Raw genomic sequence first — 21,225 nt, 5'->3', positions numbered from 1 at the left:
GGGCAGGCATTCAGTCTGACCAAGGATCAGCGCAGATCGTAGCGGCGCAGGTCAGATGGCCAGGGCGCGGAGCAAGCCTTCGAGATTGCGCTCGCCGTCCTTGGTCTGTGCGCCGGCCCTCAGGCCGCCCCGGATCAGCTTTTCGGCTGCGGGGCGTTCGAAAAGTCCGGCCCAGGCGTCATGCTCACGGCGAAAGCCTTCTTGCAGGTCTGTCACCGGCACGGCTTGCTTGGCGGCGGCGATGACGCCTTCGGGCAACGCGGCGATGTTGCGCGCCAGCCGATCGACGAAATCGTCAAGCTCTGCCGCCGGCAAGGCTCGGTTGATCCATCCGTAGCGCTCCGCCGTCGCGGCATCGGTGAGATCGCCGCCTAAGATCACCTCGAGAGCGCGACCGCGCGTCATCCGACTGGATAGATATTGGGTGGCGCCGCCCCCCGGGGTGATGCCCATCAACGCCTCGCACTGCGCGAGCCCTGCTCGGTCCTGGGCGGCGAACGCCATGTCGGCTGCCGCAACGAACTCTGCGCCGCCGCCTCGGGCCAGCCCGGCGAGCTTGACGATGGTCACCTGCGGCTGCTCCCGCAGGAGTTCGCCGAACGCCTGGAATGGGTTGAGCCCGTCAGGAGCATCGCGCACGAGCTCGTCGAAGGCATGCGGTTCGTCGATCAATGTCATGTCGACATGGGCGATGAAGAACTCTGGATCGGCGCTCTGGAAAACCAGCACGCGCGTATTTGGATCGTTGCGCAATGACAGGAGCAGGCGGCGGATTTCGCCCATCAAAGTCACATCGAGGACGTTGACCGGCGGATTGTCGATCGTGATCGTCGCGACGCCATCCGCCTGGGAAATGCGGAGCTTGCGGAAGTCTGCGTCTGTCATATCTACTTCTCTTTGTTTCGGGGAATACCGGGCGTTGGACTTTCACGCGTTTGATCATATGGTATTCATTGGATACCTAGCGTCAATTACGCACCTGAAGCATCCCAGGGATGCCGGAGGATACCGATGGATGACACCGATCCGATCTACCGTGCCGACTGCCCGAGCCGCGTGATCCTCGATCAGATCGCCGACAAATGGTCGATGATGGTGCTGGCGGTGCTGCGGGAGCCACGTCGCTTCAATGCGATCAAGCGCCGTCTCGATGGGGTCACGCAGCGCGTGCTGACTCAGACACTGCGCAAACTGGAGCGCAATGGCATGGTGACCCGTCGAGTGTTGGCTGGCCGCGTGCTCGGCGTCGAGTATGCGCTGACACCGCTGGGCCAATCATTGCAGGGCCCATTCGCCATCCTGTTCGACTGGACCGTCGAGAACATGGGCGTGATTCAGGATTGCCAGCGCAGCTATGACGTACTTTCAGCGAGCGATTGAGTTGCCGCTCCGCCTCAGAATGCACCAGCGGGCCGTTCCCACACCTGGTGGCCGGCCATGGCATCGTCCGCTGGATGAGCCGGTCCGCGATGGCTAGAGGTCACCTCCGTCCTGGTTGGGTCACGATGCGAAAGAGAAGAAGCTCTCCCTCCGATCAAAAGGACCTCCCAATCATCCCGCCTAATCGGCAATTGTCGGTTGCTGGTCGGCTGCGTTGGGCTCTAATGTCAAATTCGGACTTTTGACAACAATCGACCTGTCGAGTTTGCCCGATAATGTTGTTTCTCGTGGAAGGTCGGAAATCGGAAAGAGGCGATGACGCGTTGTCTCGTACTTGACCTTGGAGCTGGCAGCGGCCGTGCGATGCTGGCCACGTTTGAGAACCGCCAGCTACGGCTCGACGAAATTCACCGCTTCGACGGCTATGCAGTCGAAAGGGACGACGGCCCTCATTGGTCCCTCCCTTGCCTTTTCGATGAGATCGAGGAGAGTCTGCGCCGGTGCAGGGCCGAGGTCGGTTCGCTCGATTCCATCGGCGTGGATAGCTGGGGCCTGGACTATGCGTTGCTGGATCATGCCGGCGGGCTGGTAGGAGAGCCCTATCACTACCGCCATCCGCGCTCGCAGCGCGGACGGGACGCCTTGCCGCTCGCCCCGGAAGAGCTCTACGCGATCTCGGGCGCGCAGGACCTGCCTGTCAATACGATTTGCCAGCTTTTCGACCAAGCTCGGCATGGCCCCGATGAACTGGCAAAGAGCCGCGGCCTTCTGATGATGGCCGATGTCGTCAATTACCATCTGACCGGGAACCTGCGGTCCGAACTGAGCCTGGCGCGCACGTCCGGGCTCGTCGATGCCCGTACGGAAGATTGGAGTACCGAGCTTTGCCAAAGGCTCGGTCTGCCGCGGCAGCTACTGCAGCCCATCATTCGCCCTGCCGAGGTCTATGGCACGCTGCGCGGTGAACTTGCCGACAGGCTGGGATTGGGGCCGGTTCCGGTGATCTCGGTCGCGGCCCATGATACGGCCAGCGCGGTAGCGGCGCTCGATCTAACCGATGGCGGCGGCTTCGTGATCTGCGGATCATGGTCCCTGATCGGCCTGGAGCGGCGTGTGCCCGATCTCGATGATGGTGTGCGGGCCGCAGGCTTCGGGAATGAGGGCGGCATTCTCGGCCGTACCTTCCTGGTCAAGAGCCTGAACGGCCTGCATCTCATCCAGAAATTGCGGGCTGCCTGGCAGCAGCGCCACGGCCGGCCGGTGACGTTTGCCGGGATCGCCGATGAAGTCACGAGAGCCGGTGCCCTGGATGATACGCCCGCCATCGATCCATCCGATCCGCTCTTCTTCAATCCCCCGGACATCATCGAGGCGATCCGCCGATCATGTGCGCGGAACGGCATCTTTCCTCCCTACGACCTCGGAGGCCTGGCGCTGGCCGTCTATAATGGCCTGGCCGCAGAAATCGGTTCTGCGGTCAAGACGATCGAGAATCTGACGGGCCGTCCGCTGTCGAGCCTCACTTTGTGTGGCGGTGGCGTGCGGGATGCAGTTCTGTGCGACAGGATCGCTGCCCGTGCCGGAAAGACTGTGCGGATCGGTCCAGCCGAAGCGAGTTCCTGCGGCAATGCCTTGGTTCAGCTCCTTGGCCTGGGCCAGATAAAATCATTGGAAGAAGGGCGGGCTCTGGTTGAACAGTCCGCGGACATTCGCGATCTTGTCTGAAACGTTCCGATATTTGGTCAGGTGATCCGGTGATGCATGTTGGCGGTTGAGCGAAAAACCAGGATACTCGACCTTGTCACCCGCGACCGCAGCGTTGTGGTGGCCGAACTCAGCCAGGAACTGGGGGTCACCGAAGAGACCATACGGCGCGATCTCAACAAGCTCGAAAAAGAGGGCCTCCTCAGCCGGACGCATGGGGGCGCGATCGCACTCCAGGGCGAAGCCGAAGACCTGCCTTATCGGACACGGAATCTCATCAATATCGAAGCCAAGCGCTCGATCGCCGGGAAGGCATCGACGCTCGTCAGGGACGGCGACGCGGTGATGATGGATTCGTCCTCGACGGCCTATGAGACTTTGAGAGCGATTGGCAACCGGCGGGATTTGACCCTCATTACCAATTCCGTACGCATCCTGTCGGACCCCAGCCTGCCCCCCTACACGATCATGTCGGTCGGTGGAGAATTGCGGCGCCGCTCGATGACCTTCGTCGGCCCGCTGGCCGGCCAGACCATCGCCCAGTTCAATGCGGATGTCGCCCTGATCAGTTGCAAGGCAATCTCGCTGACCGGCGGTCTCATGGAGGCGAACATGGCCGATGCGGACGTGAAGCGCGCCTTCATCGAGAGCGCACAACGGGTTTGCCTCCTCGTCGACAGCGAGAAATTCGACAAGACGGCCCTGATCAGCATTTGCGGCTTCGGACCCATCGATTTCGTGGTCACGGACCGGGAGCCATCGCCGGAATGGCGCGAATTGTTCGAAAGGAACGAGGTGAAGCTGATCGTGTAATGGATATAATCGGGCAAATACAGAAAATATAATGTCTGAATTATTGACTTTTTGACCGAATATACGAAAACTTGGGGCGACCAATGAGGTGCCCGGCATGCAAGACGATCTGCGATTGCGCGAATATATCTGTGAAATCGGGCGGCGCGCTTATGCGCGCGAGATGGGCGCCGCCAATGACGGCAACTTCTCGGTTCTCCTGGATGACGGCACCTTGCTGTGCACCCCGACCAGCGTCTCCAAGGGGTTCATGACGCCTGACATGATCTGCCGGATCGACCGGCAGGGCGCTCTTCTCGAAGACAGGGGTTTTCGTCCCTCGACCGAAATTAAGATGCATCTCTGCGTCTACGACCGTCGTCCTGATGTCCGGGCCGTCGTGCACGCCCATCCCCTCTATGCCACCGTTCACGCCATCTGCGGCAAGCCGATCACGCAGCAGATCATGCCCGAATCCACCATGTTCCTCGGCGAGGTGCCTCTGACGCCCTATGCGCTGCCCTCGACGAGCGAATTGTCCGATGCGATCGCTCCTTATCTCGACCGATATGACGCCCTGCTCCTGGAAAACCATGGCGCGCTGTCCTACGGGCACGATCTCACCAGTGCCTATTTCAAGATGGAAGCGCTCGATTATTACGCCAAGGTCGTCTACCTCGCTTCCCATTATGGCGGCGCGAAGGAATTCAACGCCGAGCAGATCGAGAGGCTTCTCGATATCCGCCGCACCAAATTCGCCCAGCCCGGACGCCATCCCTTCCTCGATCGGCGTGCCGAATAAGAGCGGGCTCGACCTGCATTGCCATAATATCCGCAAACGGGAGGATCCCATGTATGTGCGCAAGTTCCGTCTTGACGGCCGGGTTGCCGTCGTCACCGGCGGGGGGCGTGGCATTGGCCTGAGTTGCGCCGAAGCTCTGTTGGAAAATGGCGCAAAAGTCGTCATCGCGGACATCGACCTGTCGATCGCCGCCGAAGGGCAGGCGGAACTGGCGCGCAGGGGCTATGAAGTCGATGTGCGCCAGGTCGACGTGACCAAGCCCGCCGAGGTTGATGCCCTGGCCGGCGGCATTGTGCGGGACCATGGCCGGGTCGACATCCTCGTTGCCAATGCGGGCATTGCCCGTTCGGGAACGGCGGCCGAGGATGTGACCGACGAGCACTGGCTGCTCGTGAACGATGTGAACTACAATGGCGTTTTCTGGTGCAATCGCGCGTTCGGCCGCCACATGCTCAAGGCGGGGCGGGGGGCTATCGTGAATATCGGCTCGATGTCCGGCCTGATTTCGAACCGCCCTCAAAAGCAGACCTACTACAATGCGGCCAAGGCCGCGGTACACCAGATGACCTCGTCTCTGGCTGCGGAATGGGCCGATCGTGGCGTACGGGTCAATGCGGTGGCGCCGACCTATATCGAGACGGCGATGACAACGTACCGGCACGACAATGACGGCATGATCGATGTCTGGCTGCGCGACACGCCGATGCATCGCCTCGGCAAGCCGGACGAGATCGCATCGGTGGTGCATTTCCTGGCCTGTGATGCTTCCAGCCTGATGACGGGAACCACGGTGGTGGCCGACGGCGGGTTCACCTGCTGGTGACATGCGGCACCATCGATGTCCTGGTCAACAATGCGGGTGTCCTGTCGGTCCACAAGGTCGAGGATATCGAGCCTGACGCGTGGGACCGCATGTACGACGTCAACACCAAGGGCACCTTCATGGTGACCAAGGCCCTGCTTGGCCATTTCCGGCAGCGCAAGGCCGGGGCGCGTTACTATTCCTGCAAGGCCGCGGTGATCAGCTTCACCCATATCCTGGCCATGGAGGTCGGCCTCGACGGCATCACCGTCAATGCGGTCTGCCCCGGCATCATCGACATCGACATGGGCCGCAACAATTATCGGGACGAAGAGTCGCTCAAGAAAGTCATCGAGAAGACCACGCTCGGGCGCCTGGGATATCCTGAGGATGTCGTCGGCTCCGTCGCCTTTTTCGCATCCGATGATGCATCCTTCATCACCGGGCAGGCGCTCAACGTCTGCGGCGGCATCATCTTCCACTGAAACCATCAACCTCCGCTGAAAGAAAGACCAGCATCGTGAACAATAAACTGGGACTGCACGCCTTTGTCTGGACACCCGGCTGGAGCCACGAACAGTGCGCTCGCGCCATCGGGAAGACGGCGGAACTGGGCTATGACATCATCGAAGCGCCGGCTCTCGATCCAAGCGTATTCGACGTGGATTTCACGCGGCGCGAACTCGAGAAAGCCAATATCGGCATCACCTTCTCCCTCGGCCTCGATGCCACCACCGATATCTCGAATGGCGACCCCGAGATGGCCAAGCGCGGCGAACGGCGCCTTCTCGACATCGTCTCCATCGCCCGAGACCTGAAGGGCACGCATATCTGCGGGATCATCTATTCGGCGTTCCAGAAATATGCCGTGCCTCCCACAAAGGATGGTGTCGCCCGCGCCGTTGAGGTCCTGCAGCGCGTCGCCGAGCAGGCGGCCAAGAGCGATATCACCCTCGGGCTGGAGGTGGTCAACCGCTATGAGAGCAACGTCCTCAACACGGCGGCGCAGGCGGTCGAGATGTGCAAGCGCATCGGCGCCCCGAATGTGAAGGTCCATCTCGACTGCTACCACATGAACATCGAGGAGGCCGACGTCGCCGCCGCCATCGTCGAGACCGGACCGCTGCTCGGCTATTTCCACACCGGCGATTCAAATCGAGGCTATCTCGGGACGGGGTCGATCGATTTCAAGATGATCTTCCGCGCCCTCGCCAAGGCCAATTACCAGGGACCGATCACCTTCGAATCCTTCTCCTCCCGGGTCGTCGGCCAGCCTCTCGAAGGTATTCTCGGCATCTGGCGTGACCTGTGGGACGACGGCGACGACCTCGCCGCTCATGCCAAGACCTTCACGCAGGCCCATCTCAAGGCTGCCTATGAGACCGAAAAGCGCGGCCGCAGCAGCCTCGTCTAGATCGGATACCAAGTCGCGAAGATGCTGATGCATACGCGACTTGAGCGCCTCACGATTTTCGATGCAAAATCAAAGGCTTGTCGAAAATTGTGAGACGGAACCAAGAGCCATTTTCAATGACTTTCGGTGTGAGCCATCAGGAGGTGACCATGGGAAGCATTCAGTTCGACCGTGTCAGCAAGAAATATGGGTCCCATCAGATCGTCTCCGACGTCAGCCTGGAGGTGAAGGACGGCGAGCTCGTGGTGTTCGTCGGCCCGTCGGGCTGCGGAAAGTCGTCGGTGCTCCGGCTGATCACCGGCCTGGAGCAGCTGTCGGACGGCCGCGTGCTGATCGACGGCACGGATGTCTCCCGGCTCGCGCCGGCGGACCGTCGCATTGCCATGGTCTTCCAGTCCTACGCGCTCTATCCGCATATGAGCGTGTGTGACAATATCGGCTTCGGCCTGAAGATCGCCGGCATGCCCAAGCAGGAAATCGCCAGCAAGGTGGCGATCGGGCGGGCCATCGTGCGCTCGTCCACGGCCTTCTTGTTCGACGAACCCTTGTCGAATCTCGACGCGGCCTTGCGCGTGCAGATGCGCATCGAACCGGTCCGGCAGCATCGCACCCTTCGAACCACGATGATCTATGTCACCCACGACCAGGTCGAGGCCATGACGATGGCCGATCGCATCGTGGTGCTGCGGGCGGGCAATGCCGAGCAGTTCAGCACGCCGCTCGAACTCTACGACCGTGCCGCCAACCTTTTCGTCGCAAGCTTCATCGGCTCGCTCAAGATGAACTTCGTGCCGGCGATGCCGAGCGGCGACAAGGAGTCGGAGCTCGCCGGTGGCTCGAAAGTCGCTCTGCCGGATGGGCGGGGCACCCGGCTGGACCAGAAGATGACCTTCGGCGTCCGCCCCGAGCACGTTCTCTATTCCCCCGATGCTGGGCTGTGGGACGGCACGGTGTCCCTGGAGAAGCAACTCGGCAGCGACGCCCTGCTCTATGTCGACGTGCCATCGCTCGGAACCATTACCGTGCGCGCCGTGGGAAAAAGGCGCTTCAAGACCGGCGATAGGATCTTCCTCACGCCTGATGCGTCCCGCGTGCATCTCTTCGATGAGCACGATGTGGCCATTGCCGCATGATGCGCAATTCCTTCCCGATCGATTTCGGTTTCAGAGTTACTTGACACATACTTTGTGATCACCTCCATTTGGTACAGAAAGAACGAGGTGCGAGAAGAATCCATAGTATTACGTCTGCATAACGGCCTTTTGGCGATACGGATTGCCGGTATGCGTTGTTAAATCGCCGCTTTTTGCGGGCGCCCGGATCACAATGAGGCGCGCTTTGAAAAACCATAGGGATGAAATGCCATGAGTAGATCAGATGCAAAGGGCCAGCTTTCGAGGTGGCTGGATCGCTTTGCTCTCGCCGCGGCGGCTGCCGACAAATCCGGGCTCCTCGCTCTGTTCGCGGAGGATTGCTACTGGCGCGATCTGCTGGCGTTCACCTGGAACCTTTACACTGCGGAGGGCAGGGAAGGCGTTGGCGGCTTGATCGATGCGACCTTGGCGCGCACGCGGCCCATCGCCTTTGCCGTGCAGGACGAGGTGTCGGAAACCGATGGCGTCATCGAAGGATTTTTCACGTTTGAAACCGGCGAAGCGCGCTGTCGCGGCTATATCCGCCTCAAGGGCGATCTGTGCTGGACGCTGCTGACCTCGATGGAGGAACTGAAGGGATTCGAAGAAAAGAAAGGGCGCCGCCGCGTCATGGGTGCCCAGCATGGCGTACACCGCGGTCGGCAGACCTGGCTGGAGCGACGGCAGGAGGAAGAGAGCCTCCTGGGCACCGAGACCCAGCCCTATTGCGTGATCGTCGGAGCCGGGCAGGGCGGCCTGGCCCTCGGGGCCCGGCTTAAGCGTCTCGGTGTGCCGACCCTCATCGTCGAGGCCCATGAGAGACCGGGCGATTCATGGCGCAAGCGCTACAAGTCGCTCTGCCTGCACGATCCGGTCTGGTACGACCACATGCCCTATCTGCCTTTCCCCGATGACTGGCCGGTTTATACGCCCAAGGACAAGATGGCTGACTGGCTCGAAGCCTATGCCAAGGTGATGGAACTCAATGTCTGGAGTTCCTCTCCTTGTCGGAAGGCATCCTTCGATGCCGCGCGAGGGCAATGGACCGTGGAAGTCTCGCGCGAGGGCAAGCCGGTTACGCTCACGCCCAAGCACCTCATTTTGGCGACCGGCATGTCTGGTATTCCCAATGAACCTGCATTTCCCGGCATGGAGCTTTTTGCAGGCGAACAATGCCACTCCAGCCGCTACAAGAGCAGTGATGCCTATAGCGGCAGGAAATGCGTCGTCATCGGCTCGAACAACTCAGCCCACGATATTTGCGCCGATCTGTGGGAGAAGGGCGCCGATGTCACCATGGTGCAGCGAACCTCGACCCATGTCGCGAGTTCAGACGCGCTCTTCCAGTTCGGCACCAGCCGGCTCTATTCGGAGGACGCGCTCGAGCAGGGCATCGATACCGACAAGGCCGATTTGTTGAATGCCTCGGTGCCCTACAGGCTCATGCCGGAAATTCTCAGGCCCGTGACCGCGTCCATCAAGGCCGCGGATGCCGATCTCCTGGAGAGACTTGAAAAGGTCGGCTTCCTGCTCGACTTTGGCGACGATGAATCCGGCCTTTTTCTCAAATATATGCGGCGCGGTTCGGGCTACTACATCGATGTCGGCGCTTCCGACCTGATTGCGAACGGGGACATCAAGCTGAAAAGCGGCGTGGGGGTCCGCGAAATCACCCGGAACGGCGTCATGCTCAGCGATGGCACCGAGTTGCCGGCCGATCTCATCGTCTACGCCACCGGCTATGGCTCGATGAATGGCTGGGCCGCCAGGCTGATTTCGCAGGAGGTCGCGGACAGGGTGGGCAAGGTCTGGGGGCTCGGCTCCGATACCACCAAGGATCCCGGCCCCTGGGAGGGCGAGCCGCGCAACATGTGGAAGCCGACCCGGCAGGAAGGGCTGTGGTTCCATGGCGGAAACCTGCACCAGTCCCGCCATTACTCCCAATATCTCGCATTGCAGTTGAAGGCGCGCATGGAAGGCCTGCCCACGCCGGTGTTCGGGATGCCGCTGGTACATCATCTGGTATGACGATGGCGAAAAGACTGTCCGGTGGCTGACCGCCGCGACCGATGCAACGGCGGAGAGATCCACATCGGACGGGGCGCACAATAGTGCCTCGTCCTGGGACTGCCAGTATCTTGCTGGCTCCTGGGCGGGGGACCTTTGCGGGCGGAAGCCAGCAAGATGCTGGCGGTCCCGGGGGAAATCCAAAATCGCCTATGCAGATCAGCGTCTTCGAGACCGGATATCAGGCCTCGACAAGCCGCATGATGGTATCGACGTTGAAACGGATCCGTTCTTCAAGCGCTTCGGGGGTCATGAGGTCGCGTTGAAAGACAATCGAACCGGTATAGCGATTTGTAAAATAGTAATATCCGATCGCTGCAATCGTGATGTTCAGTTGTACGGGGTCAATGCCTGACCGGAATTCACCCGTCTCGACGCCGCGATCAAGCAATTTCCCGACCATGTCGACAAAGCGCGTGCTCACCTGGCGCACCACTTCGGATTTCTTGATGTGCTTTGCCTTGTGCAGATTGGCGCTGTTGACGAGCGTCAGAAATTCCGGGTTCTTCAGGTAATAATTCCAGGTAAATCGCACCAGGCGCTCAAGCGCATCCTTGGGGGGCAGTCGTTCCAGATCGAGCTTTTGCTCGGCCGTTCGTATGTCGGAATAGGCGTCTTCCAAGACGCGTTGAAATAAATCCTCCTTACTTTTGAAGTAATGATAGATCATGCGCTTGTTGGCCTTGGCGCGTTCGGCAATGATGTCGACCCTTGCGCCGCCAAGTCCGTTTTTCGAGAATTCCTTCTTCGCCGCGGCAAGGATTCTTGCTTGCGTGGCTTCCGCGTCTCGGATCCGGGGTCGCTTGGGGGGATTGGTGAGCATTCCTACCTCATTGGGCGTCGCCTGATGCGGAGCCGTCCGTGATGGTACTCGAGGCCGCGTGCCTCTTTCCAGTTACGCTTTGTCGGCCGGTCGGCGGATTCGATCAAGAATTTTGGTAACTTACTGGTTACTTTGACGCTGCGCCAGTGCCGCTTCCACTTTCCCGCTTTCCCTTGCCGTAATGATCCGAGGCTGTGCCCGCGCATCCGGCAGCGTTGACACATCAACGATAACGAAGTAACTAGATAGTGCAATATCGAGAACGCGACAGCGTCCAATGGCGCTCAAAAGCGCGGCGCGATGCGAGGGTCGGCAGGGAGGAAGACATGTCGTTCATCAAGAAATTCATCGAGCAGGAGACGATCAATCGTCGCAATCTGCTCCTGGCATCCGCCTATGGTCTGGGCGGGTTGGCGACGCTCGGAGCGTTGGGTTCGACTGCCGCAAGGGCGGCAGCATCCAACCCGACGATAGCCTGGAGCTATCGAGACAGGACCAATCCCTATTGGAACTACATCGTCTCTGGCGGCGAGGCCTTCGTCGAGAGCCTGGGGCTGCCCAAGACCGCACTGGTCAACCTCATCAATGAGGGATCCAGCGAAAAGTCGCTGGCGGACGTCAAGGCGTTGCTCGGCAAGAACGGCAGCAAGGTCGCACTGGCGATCGATGCGAACGATGCGCCGAACTGCCGTCCCGTGGTGGAGGCCGTTGCGGCTGCCGGCGCCTATGTCTCGACCATCTGGAACAAGACCGACGACCTGCATCCCTGGGACTTCGGCGACCACTACGTGTCCCACATGACCTGGTCGGACGAGGGGCCGGCAGAGCAGACTGCCCGCATCCTCATGGACGCCATGGGCAAGAAGGGCGGCGTGGTTCATCTGGGTGGGATCGCCTCCAACAATCCCGCCATCGAGCGCCTCAACGGGCTCAAGAAGGCCCTCAAGGATTATCCCGACGTGCAACTGCTCGATGCGCAGCCGGCAGACTGGGATACGCAGAAGGCAAATCAGGTCATGGCCGGCTTCATCACGCGCTACGGCGACGAGATCAAGGGCGTTCACTGCGCCAACGACACGATTGCCTACGGCGTGCTCGAGGCGCTGCGTGCCGAGGGCATCGAGGGGATGCCCGTCGTCTCCTATGACGGCAACCAGCAGGCTGTGGAACTCGTCGCCAAGGGACAGATCCTGGCGACCGTCTTCACCAACCCCTACTGGGGCGGCGGCATCAGCGCGGCGCTCGCCTATTACGCAGCGACGGGAGCCTTCAAGCCTTCGAGCGAACCCAAGGAGCACCGCGAGTTCTATGGGCCGACGATCCTGGTCACGCCCAAGGACGCCCTGGAATTCAAGGCCAAATATCTCGACACCAATCCCAAATATGATTGGAAGGACTTCTGGGGCCCGAGCAAGGGGCAGATCCAGTACAAGTCCTGATCCCTTCCTTCCGCACCGGCCGCACGCCCTCCAGGGGGAGGGCATGCGGCCGCGTCCCGTTCCCTCCGATGCAAGAGCGCGACATGGATAGCTTGCTCACCAAGGACAATATTCAAAAGTGGGCACCCGTCCTGGTGCTCCTGGCGCTCGTGTTGTTCTTCTCGGTCGTCAATCCCAACTTCCTGTCGGTGCGCAATTTCGCCCGCATCGCGATTTCGTCGACGCCGGCGCTGATGGTCGCGGTTGGCGTGACGTTCGTCATCCTGATGGGCTCCATCGATCTGTCGATGGAGGGCTCGGTTGCGGTGTGCGCGGTGCTCTTTGCCACGCTGTTCGGGGCGTTGGGCGGTTCCCTTGCCGGCTGGGGCTGGCTGGCGATCCCGGGCGCCATGGCAGTCGGGGCAATCTTCGGAGCCATCACCGGCCTGGTCCATGTCCGCCTGAAGATTCCTTCGTTCATGGCCAGCCTGTCGATGGGTTTCGTCGGCATCGGTCTTTCGCTGCTGATCACCGGCGGTGACCGCATCCTCGTCGAGGATCCTCTCTTTCGCTCGCTGCTCACCTATCGTCTCGGCGGCTTCCCGTTGATGGCGTATGTGGCGCTTGCGGCGGTGGTCGCCGGCTGGTTCATCCAGACACAGACGACCATCGGACGAAATTTCTACGCCGTCGGAGGCGGCGAGGACCTGGCCCACGCATCGGGGCTCAATGTCTCCAGGGTACGGGTCATCTGTTTCATGATCGCCGGCGTCTTCTACGCCCTCGGAGCCATTCTCGCCGTAGCCCAGATCGGTATTGCCGAGACCGTGACCGGCCGAAACTTCATGTTCGTCTCGGTCACATCGGTCGTCGTCGGCGGCACCGCGCTTTGGGGCGGAGCCGGCGGCGTCTGGAACACACTGGTCGGCGTGCTGATCGTCAATGTCATCGGCAATGGCATGGTGGTGATCGGCCTGCCGAGCTACGTGCAGGATGGCGTCCTCGGCCTCCTGGTCATCACAGCAGTCTATCTGTCCACCGATCGTCGATCGCTGGCCTTTGTGAAATAGGCGCGCCATGTTCGAACTTCGAAACGTCGAAAAACGCTTCCCCGGCGTCCATGCGCTGAAGGGCATCAATTTCCAGATCGACCGCGGCGAGATCATCGGGCTCGTCGGCGAGAACGGCGCCGGCAAATCCACGCTGATGAAGGTGATCTACGGCGCCGTCCAGCATGACGGCGGCGAGGTGCTCGTCGACGGCAAGGCCGTCCGCTTCCAGAACCCGCGCGAAGCCATGGATCGCGGCGTGGGCATGGTCTTCCAGGAGCAGTCGCTCATCCCCAACCTGACCGTGATGGAGAACATCTTCCTCGGATTCGAGAAGCAGTTCGCCCGCTTCGGCAAGATCAACTGGAAGCGCATGGCGAAGGCGGCGGGCGAGCAGTTGAAGAAGGTCAAGCTGCAGATCGACCCCAGGACGGTCACCTCGAAGCTCTCCTTTGCCCAGCGCCAGCTCGTCGAATTGGCGAAGGTGCTGACGCTCGAGGAGCGCGTGCACGGCCATCTCGTGATCCTCCTCGACGAGCCGACATCGGTCCTTTCGAAGGAGGAGATCGGGCTGCTGTTCAGCCTGGTACGAGACCTGCGCAAGCGGGCGTCCTTCATCTTCGTCTCGCATCGCCTCGACGAAGTCATCGAGCTGTCCGATCGCATCTATGTGCTCAAGGATGGCGCGGTGGTCGATGTGGTCAAAGGCGCCGAGGCCAAGGCCGAAGCCATCCAGCAGCGGATGGTCGGCCGCGACATCAACCAGGAATATTACCGGGAAGAAAAGCAGCGTCCCTACGATGTCCAGAAGCTGCTCTTGCAGGCGGACCAGATCAGTCTGCCCGGGCACTACCGGGACATCTCCGTCAAACTGCATGCCGGCGAGGTGCTGGCACTCGTCGGGGTCGAAGGGTGCGGAAGCGAGGCGATCCTGCGCACGATCTTCGGCCTTGAGCGGATGCAATCGGGCGCATTGGCCGTCCAGGGCAGCCAGGTGCACGACTTCGGTCCTTCGCAGGGTGTCGCCCGCGGCATCGGATATGTTCCCAGGGAGCGCAAGATCGAAGGCATCGTCGGCGGCATGAACGTCTTCGAGAACATGACGCTCTCGCAGCTTGGCAACTATGCCAAGGCCGGCGTTCTGGACATTGGCTCCGAGCGCAAGCTCGCACGTGACTGGATCAAGCGCCTGTCGATCAAAGCCTCCTCCGAGAACGCCGATTGCGGAAACCTTTCGGGTGGCAATCAGCAGAAGGTCGTGCTCGCAAAATGGCGCAGTGGCGGCTCGAACATCATCCTCCTCGACCATCCCACGCGTGGCCTCGACATCGGCGCCAAGGAGGACGTCTACGAAATGATCCGGGAGATGTCAGCCGACGGCGTGGGCATCGTGCTCATCGCCGACACACTCGAAGAGGCCATCGGCCTCAGTCACACCATAGCCGTTGTCAAGGATGGCGAGATCCAAAAATGGTTCAATTGTCAGCCAGGCGCAAAGCCCTCCCTCTACGACCTGCTTCATCATATGACGTGAGCGCCAGGGTGATGAATCTCCACCAGCTCAAACGCCATTTTCCCTGGATCACGCTTCTCGTGCTGATCCTGCTTGTCGGCATCATGGATCCGACCTTCCTCAGGCCGCAGAACCTGATGGAGCTCGGCGCCGACATCGCGCCCCTGTTCATCATGGCGCTCGGCATGACGCTTGCCATCTATATCGGCGGCATCGATCTTTCGGCTCAGTCCGTCGCGAACATGACGACGGTGCTCGCCACCCTGTCGCTGCCCTATCTCGGCGTCTTCAGCGCCCTCCTGATCGCGCTGGTAGGCTTGCTGTTCGGTGCCGTCTCCGGACTGGTGACGACGAGGCTCAAGGTGCCCTCCTTCATCGCCACCTTGGCGGTTGGCGGCCTTGCCCTTTCCGTCGGCCAGTTCGCTTCGGGCCAGCGTGCCTTGCACATGGATGTAGGGGCGAGGGACCAGGCGTTCGGATGGATGTTCGGCAGAACCGCCGGCATCCCGCACGAATTGATCGTGTCGCTGGGACTGCTTGCGATAGCCTGGTTCATTCAAAGCCGGACGACCGCCGGGCGCACGCTGAAGGCCGTGGGTGCCGGCGAGCTGGCGGCGGTCGCATCAGGCATACGCGTCGAGCGCTACAAGATCCTGGCCTTTGCCCTTTCCGGCCTGTTTGCGGCGATCGCGGGGCTCATGTTCTCGGTCAAGCTGTCGGGCGGCTCGCCGACCCTGGCCGAGGGCTTTCTCCTGCCAGCCATCGTAGCGGTGCTGGTCGGCGGCACCCCGCTCACCGGCGGCGTCGGTGGTGTCGTCAACACGCTCATCGGCGCGATGATCGTGGCCGTCGTGCGCGCGAGCATGCTCTATCTCAATATCCCCGCGACGGGTCAGCAGATCTTCTTCGGCATCGTGCTCATCGTTGCGATCGCCCTCACCATCGACCGCTCGAAGATGCGGATCGTGAAGTAAGCGAGGGGAGAGCGACATGGAAATGATGCGAGCCGCAGTGCTCACCCGCCCCGGGAGGTTCGAAGTCCGGGAGGTGCCCATCCCCCCGATCGGTCCGGATGACGCTCTCATCAAGGTGGATCGCTGCGGTATCTGCGGCACCGACATCCATATCTTCAAGGGCCACTATGCCGCCGACACCCTGCCCTTCATTCCCGGACATGAGTTCACCGGCACGGTGAGCCGCGTGGGTGACAGGGTCCAGGGCTTCGAGGTCGGACAGCGTGTCGTTGCGGACGTCAATATCGGTTGCGGACATTGCTACTTCTGCCGCCGCGGCGAGGTCCTCAATTGCCAGGCAGTCAGTCAGATCGGAATCCATCGCGATGGCGGGTTTGCGGAGTTTGTCGCGGTTCCTGCCCGGCTGGTCATTCCCGCGCCCAGCGAAGCCAAGCCCGAGTTGCTGGCGCTGACGGAGCCGGTCGCCTGTGTTGTCAGGGCCGCGCGCAAATCCGGCATCGGTTTCGGCATGTCGGTCGTCGTGCTCGGCGCAGGGCCGATCGGCAATCTCCATATCCAGATGATGCAACTCGTCGGAGCCGCCCCGATCATCGCCGTGGAGCCGTCGCGACCCCGAGCGGAACTCGCCGAGAGGGCTGGCGCCGATCTCGTCATCACCGACCCCAAGGACGCCCACAGGCTCGTCGCCGAGGCGACGGAGGGGCGTGGAGCGGACGTGGTGATCGAAAGCGTCGGCGTCCCCGCACTCTACGCCGAGGCTTTCAGGCTCATTCGCCCCGGAGGCCATGTTGCCGCCTTCGGCATCACGGGCCCCGGCGACAGCGTGCCGCTTCCCTTGCTCGAAACGGTCCTGCGGGAAAACTCGGTCAAAGGTTCAGTGGCCGGCATTGGCCAGGATATGCACGATGCCCTGACGCTGCTGACCCACGGGCGCTTCCAAATCGAGCCCTTCATCGGCTCGGTCGTGCCACTGAGCGCAATTCAGTCCGCCTTCGAGACCATCCAGGATCGGCCGACTGTTCTGAAAACACAGATCGATACGACGGCATGACCGCTTCGGGTCCCCCGAGGCAACGGAATGACAGGCGCCTCGGCCGCGTTGATACAATTGCTCATAGAATAAAAGGATTGAGGACATGGACCAGGTCGTCGGTAGACAGTCGCTTCCCGACAGTCCCAGGACTTTCGGCTTTTTCGTCGATGGGAAGCAGATAGAGGCGGGCGACCGCGCCTATTTCGAGCGCCGCAGCCCGGGGCATGACGTGCCGGTGACGCGCATTCCAAAGTGCACCAGGGAGGACCTGGACCTTGCCGTGAAGGCGGCGCGTCGCGCTTTCGAGGACGGGCGCTGGTCGAGGATCCCGGCCGTGGAGCGCGCGAACGTGCTCTTGCGCGCCGCGCAGATCCTGCGCAGCCGCGCGGCAGAACTGGCCTATTGGGAAACGCTGGAGAACGGCAAGCCCATCAGCCAGGCGCGGGCGGAAGTGGATGGCTGCGCCGGCATGTTCGAATATGCCGCCGGTCTCGCCAGGACGCTGCATGGCGATGCCTTCAACAATCTGGGTGACGGCATGTTCGGCCTGGTCACCCGGGAGCCGGTCGGCGTGGTCGGCCTGATCACGCCGTGGAACTTCCCATTCCTGATCCTCTGCGAAAGGGTGCCCTACATCCTCGCGGCCGGTTGCACCATCGTCGCAAAGCCCTCGGAGGTGACCTCGGCCACGACCCTCATGCTGGCCGAGATCCTGTCGGAAGCGGGGCTGCCTGACGGCTGCTACAATGTCGTCACCGGCTCGGGCAGCGTCATCGGCCAGGCCATGACCGAACACCTCGACATCGACATGGTGTCCTTCACCGGTTCGACCTCCGTGGGCCGACGCTGCATCGAGGCCGCCGGCGGCAATTTCAAGAAGCTCGGGCTGGAACTCGGGGGCAAGAATCCGCAAATCGTCTTCGCCGATGCGGACCTGGAGGATGCCGCCGATGGCGTGGCCTTTGGCATCGGCTTCAACACCGGCCAGTGCTGCGTGAGCGGCAGCCGCCTGATCGTCGAACGGTCGGTGGCCAGCGAGTTCGAGAAGCTGGTCGCCGCCAAGCTGGCAAAGGTCAAGGTCGGCGATCCGCTCGATCCGAACACGCAGATCGGCGCCATCACGACAACGGCCCAGAACGAGACCATTCTGGGCTATATCACCAAGGGCAAGGAGGAGGGCGCGCGTCTTGTCTGTGGCGGCGGAGCGCTCGACTTCGGTCGCGGCCAGTATATCGCGCCCACCTTGTTCGGGGACGTTACCGGTTCGATGGCGATTTCCCGCGACGAGATTTTCGGCCCCGTGCTTGCGGTCATGCCCTTCGACAGCGAGGACGAAGCGATCGCCATGGCCAATGACACCGTGTATGGCCTGGCCGCGAGCGTGTGGACCAAGAACATCGACAAGGCCTTGAACGTGACACGCCGTGTTCGCGCCGGCCGCTTCTGGGTCAACACCACGCTGGCCGGCGGCCCGGAACTTCCGCTCGGCGGGTTCAAGCAATCGGGCTGGGGACGCGAGGCTGGCTCCTACGGCATCGAGGAGTATACCCAGATCAAGTCCGTCCATATCGAGATTGGCAAGCGCGAGCCTTGGGTGCGCTGATGAAGGAAGATGGCTACGATTATGTGATCGTCGGCGGCGGGTCGGCGGGCTGCGTGCTTGCCGCTCGCCTCAGCGAAAACCCTGCCGTGCGCGTGTTGTTGCTGGAGGCCGGCGGCCGTGACAGCAACCCCTATATCCACATGCCGGTCGGCTTCGCCAAGATGACCTCGGGGCCGCTGACCTGGGGGCTCAAGACGGCGCCGCAGCGGCATGCCTACGACCGGGAGATCCCCTACGCCCAGGCAAAGGTGATCGGAGGCGGCTCTTCGATCAATGCGGAGATCTACACGAGAGGCCATGTCGCCGATTTCGATCGCTGGGCGGGGGAGGAGGGGGCTGCCGGCTGGTCCTTCAAGGAGGTGCTGCCCTATTTCATACGATCCGAAGGCAACACCATTCTTTCGGGCGACATGCATGGGGCGGACGGACCGCTGGGTGTCTCGAACCTGCCCGATCCGCAGCCGATGTCGCGCGCCTTCGTCCAGGCCTGCCAGGAGCTCGGCATGCCCTACAATCCGGACTTCAACGGCAGGGCGCAGGAAGGGGCGGGGATCTACCAGACGACCATCCGGAACGGGCGGCGCTGCTCGGCTGCCGTCGGCTATCTCAGGCCGGCGGCGAAGCGATCCAATCTCACCGTCGAGACCGGCTGCCTGGTCCGGCGCATCCTGTTCCAGAGTGCGCGCGCCATTGGTGTCGAATTCGTCAGGAATGGCCAACTCATCACCGCCAGGGCCGAGAGCGAAGTCCTCATCACCTCCGGGGCGATCGGATCGCCCAAGATCATGATGCTGTCGGGTGTCGGGCCTGCCGATCATCTCAGGAAGCTCGGGATCGACGTGGTCGAGGATCTGCCCGGCGTGGGCGAGAACCTTAACGACCATTTCGGCGTCGATATCGTGGCTGAACTGAAGGGGCCGACCAGCCTCGACAAGTATAACAAGTGGCATTGGATGCTATGGGCGGGGCTCCAGTATCTGCTCTTCAAGTCCGGGCCGGTCACCTCCAACGTCGTCGAGGGCGGCGCCTTCTGGTATGGCGATGCCGATGCCGCGATACCAGACCTGCAATTCCACTTCCTTGCCGGCGCGGGCGCCGAAGCGGGCGTACCCACGGTTCCCTCCGGGTCCGGCATTACGCTGAACTCCTACACGCTCCGCCCGAAAAGCCGCGGATCGGTCAGGCTGGCTTCCTCCGATCCAGCCATCAATCCGATCGTCGACCCGAACTTCCTGGCTGAGCCGGACGATGTCCGGGTTTCCGCTGAAGGCGTGCGGATCAGCAGGGAGATCTTTGCCAAGCCGTCCTTGCAGAAGTTCATCAAGCGCCTGCACTTACCTGGCGACGATGTCAGAACCAACGCGCAGTTCGCAGACTATGCGCGCCAGTACGGCAGGACCTCCTATCATCCGAGCGGCACCTGCAAGATGGGCATCGATGCGATGGCCGTGGTCGATCCCCAGTTGCGAGTGCGGGGCCTCGACCGGATCCGCATCTGCGACAGCTCGACATTCCCCAGCCTGATCGGCTCGAATACCAATGCCGCCGCGATCATGGTCGGCGAGAAGGCAACGGATCTCATCCGCGGGAATATGTGAAGCAAGGGGCTGGTCCCGACACCGTCGCTATCGCCGTTCGTCTGGAGCGGCGAAGGCTCTAAAAGACTGTGCCTCGCTAGACACAGAAAAAGTGCGGTCTTTTCGGCCGCACTTTTCCTTTGATTGCTGCACTTTTAGGTGCCTCGCCTGAACCGAGATGCCAGCGCATTTCGCGGAAAGCTCAATCCCACTCCGGCGCCCAGGGGATGAGGTCGCGCCCGACGATGCGCAGGTTCTTCTGCGTTTGCGCGTCGATCCGCGCCATGTCGATGCTCGAGAGCGTGAAATCCATGATGTCGAAATTCGAGCGGATGTTTTCCGGTTTCGTCGACATCGTGTTCAGCGGCACGCCTTTTTGGAGAATCCAGCGCAGCACCACCTGTCCCGCGGTCTTCCCGTAGGCCTGGCCGATCTCGGCGAAGAGCGGCTGTTCGAAGACTTTTCCTCGTGCGACCGAGCAATAGGATGAAAGCGGGATGTTGGTCTCGTTGGCGGCGGCCAGCAGAATGTCCTGATTGAGGAAGGGGTGAAACTCGACCTGGTTGGTGACAAGCGGCGCGTCGACGATCGATCTTGCCTGCCTCATCATGCGCGCCGTGTAGTTGGAGACGCCGATGTGGCGGGCCAGGCCACGCTGCCGTGCCTTTTGCAGGAGTTCGAGCGAGGGGGCGATATGGCCGTCGGCCGGCGCCCAGTGAACCAGCAGGACGTCGGCGAAGTCGACCCGAAGGTCCTTCAGGCTTTGTTCGACCGACGGGAGAAAGCGCTCTTCGGAGAAATTGTGGATGCTGACCTTGGTGGTGATGCAAAGTTCGTCCCGCTTCACGCCGCCATTGGCCAGGCTTTCACCGACCTCGGCTTCGTTCTCGTACATCTGCGCGGTATCGAAGGCGCGATATCCGGTGGCCAATGCCGTTTCGATCGCCTGCCGACACGCGTCGCCGCGCAGGGGGTAGGTACCGAAGGAGCGCTGGAACGTCCGCGTGAAATAGATGCTCATCCCTGTCGTTTCCTTTTTTATTGCACTATCTAGTTACTTATATATCGTGTCTCGCCGTCCGGCAAGCGCGGTGGGTGGCTTCTGGGAGGCGGGCGGCGGAGAAAAGGAGTTGAAGGCGCT

General features: G+C 61.6%; 19 protein-coding genes. 16 read left to right on the top strand and 3 right to left on the bottom strand.

Going from position 1 to position 21,225, the window contains the following annotated elements; all coding sequences use genetic code 11:
• Positions 1-51 precede the first annotated feature (51 nt).
• Positions 52-885 carry an enoyl-CoA hydratase/isomerase family protein gene (locus ACR9ZN_RS04350; RefSeq protein WP_481271464.1) on the bottom strand — a complete coding sequence of 278 codons (834 nt, stop codon included), beginning with the start codon at positions 883-885 and terminating at the stop codon, positions 52-54.
• 126 nt (positions 886-1,011) lie between these two features.
• Here ACR9ZN_RS04350 and ACR9ZN_RS04345 point away from each other — a divergent pair, with 126 nt between their 5' ends.
• The 9 genes from ACR9ZN_RS04345 (at position 1,012) to ACR9ZN_RS04305 (ending at position 10,055) form a co-directional block, all read left to right on the top strand.
• Entirely contained in the window at positions 1,012-1,380 is a 369-nt protein-coding gene (locus tag ACR9ZN_RS04345) for a winged helix-turn-helix transcriptional regulator (protein WP_434960540.1), read from the top strand.
• Positions 1,381-1,695: 315 nt separating this feature from the next.
• Positions 1,696-3,105 carry a rhamnulokinase gene (locus ACR9ZN_RS04340; protein WP_454817572.1) on the top strand — a complete coding sequence of 470 codons (1,410 nt, stop codon included), beginning with the start codon at positions 1,696-1,698 and terminating at the stop codon, positions 3,103-3,105.
• Positions 3,106-3,141: 36 nt separating this feature from the next.
• Complete coding sequence (locus ACR9ZN_RS04335) at positions 3,142-3,897, top strand: DeoR/GlpR family DNA-binding transcription regulator (RefSeq protein WP_481271463.1); 756 nt, start codon at positions 3,142-3,144, stop codon at positions 3,895-3,897.
• Positions 3,898-3,994: 97 nt separating this feature from the next.
• Positions 3,995-4,678, top strand: coding sequence for a class II aldolase/adducin family protein (locus tag ACR9ZN_RS04330; protein ID WP_481271462.1), 684 nt, complete (start codon positions 3,995-3,997; stop codon positions 4,676-4,678).
• Positions 4,679-4,727: 49 nt separating this feature from the next.
• A complete protein-coding gene (locus ACR9ZN_RS04325) occupies positions 4,728-5,501 on the top strand; it encodes an SDR family NAD(P)-dependent oxidoreductase (protein WP_481271461.1) in 774 nt (257 codons plus the stop codon).
• Positions 5,498-5,965 carry an SDR family NAD(P)-dependent oxidoreductase gene (locus ACR9ZN_RS04320; protein WP_481271460.1) on the top strand — a complete coding sequence of 156 codons (468 nt, stop codon included), beginning with the start codon at positions 5,498-5,500 and terminating at the stop codon, positions 5,963-5,965. Before ACR9ZN_RS04325 ends, ACR9ZN_RS04320 begins: the two co-directional genes overlap by 4 nt.
• Before the next feature lie 35 nt (positions 5,966-6,000).
• Entirely contained in the window at positions 6,001-6,894 is an 894-nt protein-coding gene (locus tag ACR9ZN_RS04315; protein WP_481271459.1) for a sugar phosphate isomerase/epimerase family protein, read from the top strand.
• Between the two features lie 149 nt (positions 6,895-7,043).
• Positions 7,044-8,027 (top strand): ABC transporter ATP-binding protein, encoded by a 984-nt coding sequence (locus ACR9ZN_RS04310; RefSeq protein WP_481271458.1) that lies wholly within the window; start codon positions 7,044-7,046, stop codon positions 8,025-8,027.
• Positions 8,028-8,258: 231 nt separating this feature from the next.
• A complete protein-coding gene (locus ACR9ZN_RS04305) occupies positions 8,259-10,055 on the top strand; it encodes an NAD(P)-binding domain-containing protein (protein WP_481271457.1) in 1,797 nt (598 codons plus the stop codon).
• A 220-nt stretch (positions 10,056-10,275) separates the two neighbouring features.
• Here ACR9ZN_RS04305 and ACR9ZN_RS04300 read toward each other — a convergent pair whose 3' ends face one another.
• Complete coding sequence (locus tag ACR9ZN_RS04300) at positions 10,276-10,917, bottom strand: TetR/AcrR family transcriptional regulator (protein WP_434960548.1); 642 nt, start codon at positions 10,915-10,917, stop codon at positions 10,276-10,278.
• A 326-nt stretch (positions 10,918-11,243) separates the two neighbouring features.
• Here ACR9ZN_RS04300 and ACR9ZN_RS04295 point away from each other — a divergent pair, with 326 nt between their 5' ends.
• The 7 genes from ACR9ZN_RS04295 to ACR9ZN_RS04265 all read left to right on the top strand — a co-directional run bounded on the left by ACR9ZN_RS04295 (position 11,244) and on the right by ACR9ZN_RS04265 (position 20,105).
• A complete protein-coding gene (locus ACR9ZN_RS04295; RefSeq protein ID WP_454817588.1) occupies positions 11,244-12,356 on the top strand; it encodes a sugar ABC transporter substrate-binding protein in 1,113 nt (370 codons plus the stop codon).
• 83 nt (positions 12,357-12,439) lie between these two features.
• Positions 12,440-13,405, top strand: coding sequence for an ABC transporter permease (locus tag ACR9ZN_RS04290; RefSeq protein WP_434960550.1), 966 nt, complete (start codon positions 12,440-12,442; stop codon positions 13,403-13,405).
• A 7-nt stretch (positions 13,406-13,412) separates the two neighbouring features.
• The gene (locus ACR9ZN_RS04285) at positions 13,413-14,918 is read left to right on the top strand and encodes a sugar ABC transporter ATP-binding protein (RefSeq protein WP_434960551.1); all 1,506 of its coding nucleotides are present in this window, start codon (positions 13,413-13,415) and stop codon (positions 14,916-14,918) included.
• Positions 14,919-14,929: 11 nt separating this feature from the next.
• Complete coding sequence (locus ACR9ZN_RS04280; protein ID WP_441770826.1) at positions 14,930-15,871, top strand: ABC transporter permease; 942 nt, start codon at positions 14,930-14,932, stop codon at positions 15,869-15,871.
• Positions 15,872-15,887: 16 nt separating this feature from the next.
• Entirely contained in the window at positions 15,888-16,922 is a 1,035-nt protein-coding gene (locus ACR9ZN_RS04275) for a zinc-dependent alcohol dehydrogenase (protein WP_481271456.1), read from the top strand.
• 85 nt (positions 16,923-17,007) lie between these two features.
• Positions 17,008-18,507, top strand: a complete 1,500-nt coding sequence (locus ACR9ZN_RS04270; protein ID WP_454817593.1) for an aldehyde dehydrogenase family protein — start codon at positions 17,008-17,010, stop codon at positions 18,505-18,507.
• Complete coding sequence (locus ACR9ZN_RS04265) at positions 18,507-20,105, top strand: GMC family oxidoreductase (RefSeq protein ID WP_454817595.1); 1,599 nt, start codon at positions 18,507-18,509, stop codon at positions 20,103-20,105. The genes ACR9ZN_RS04270 and ACR9ZN_RS04265 overlap by 1 nt, the downstream gene beginning before the upstream one ends.
• A 181-nt stretch (positions 20,106-20,286) precedes the next feature.
• Here ACR9ZN_RS04265 and ACR9ZN_RS04260 read toward each other — a convergent pair whose 3' ends face one another.
• The gene (locus ACR9ZN_RS04260) at positions 20,287-21,105 is read right to left on the bottom strand and encodes an aldo/keto reductase (protein ID WP_454817597.1); all 819 of its coding nucleotides are present in this window, start codon (positions 21,103-21,105) and stop codon (positions 20,287-20,289) included.
• Positions 21,106-21,225 lie beyond the last annotated feature (120 nt).

This window comes from Labrys sp. HAY1-8F (genome assembly GCF_056754975.1).
Note: the sequence above shows the minus strand (reverse complement) of the source record. Positions and strands in the feature narration are given on the sequence as shown.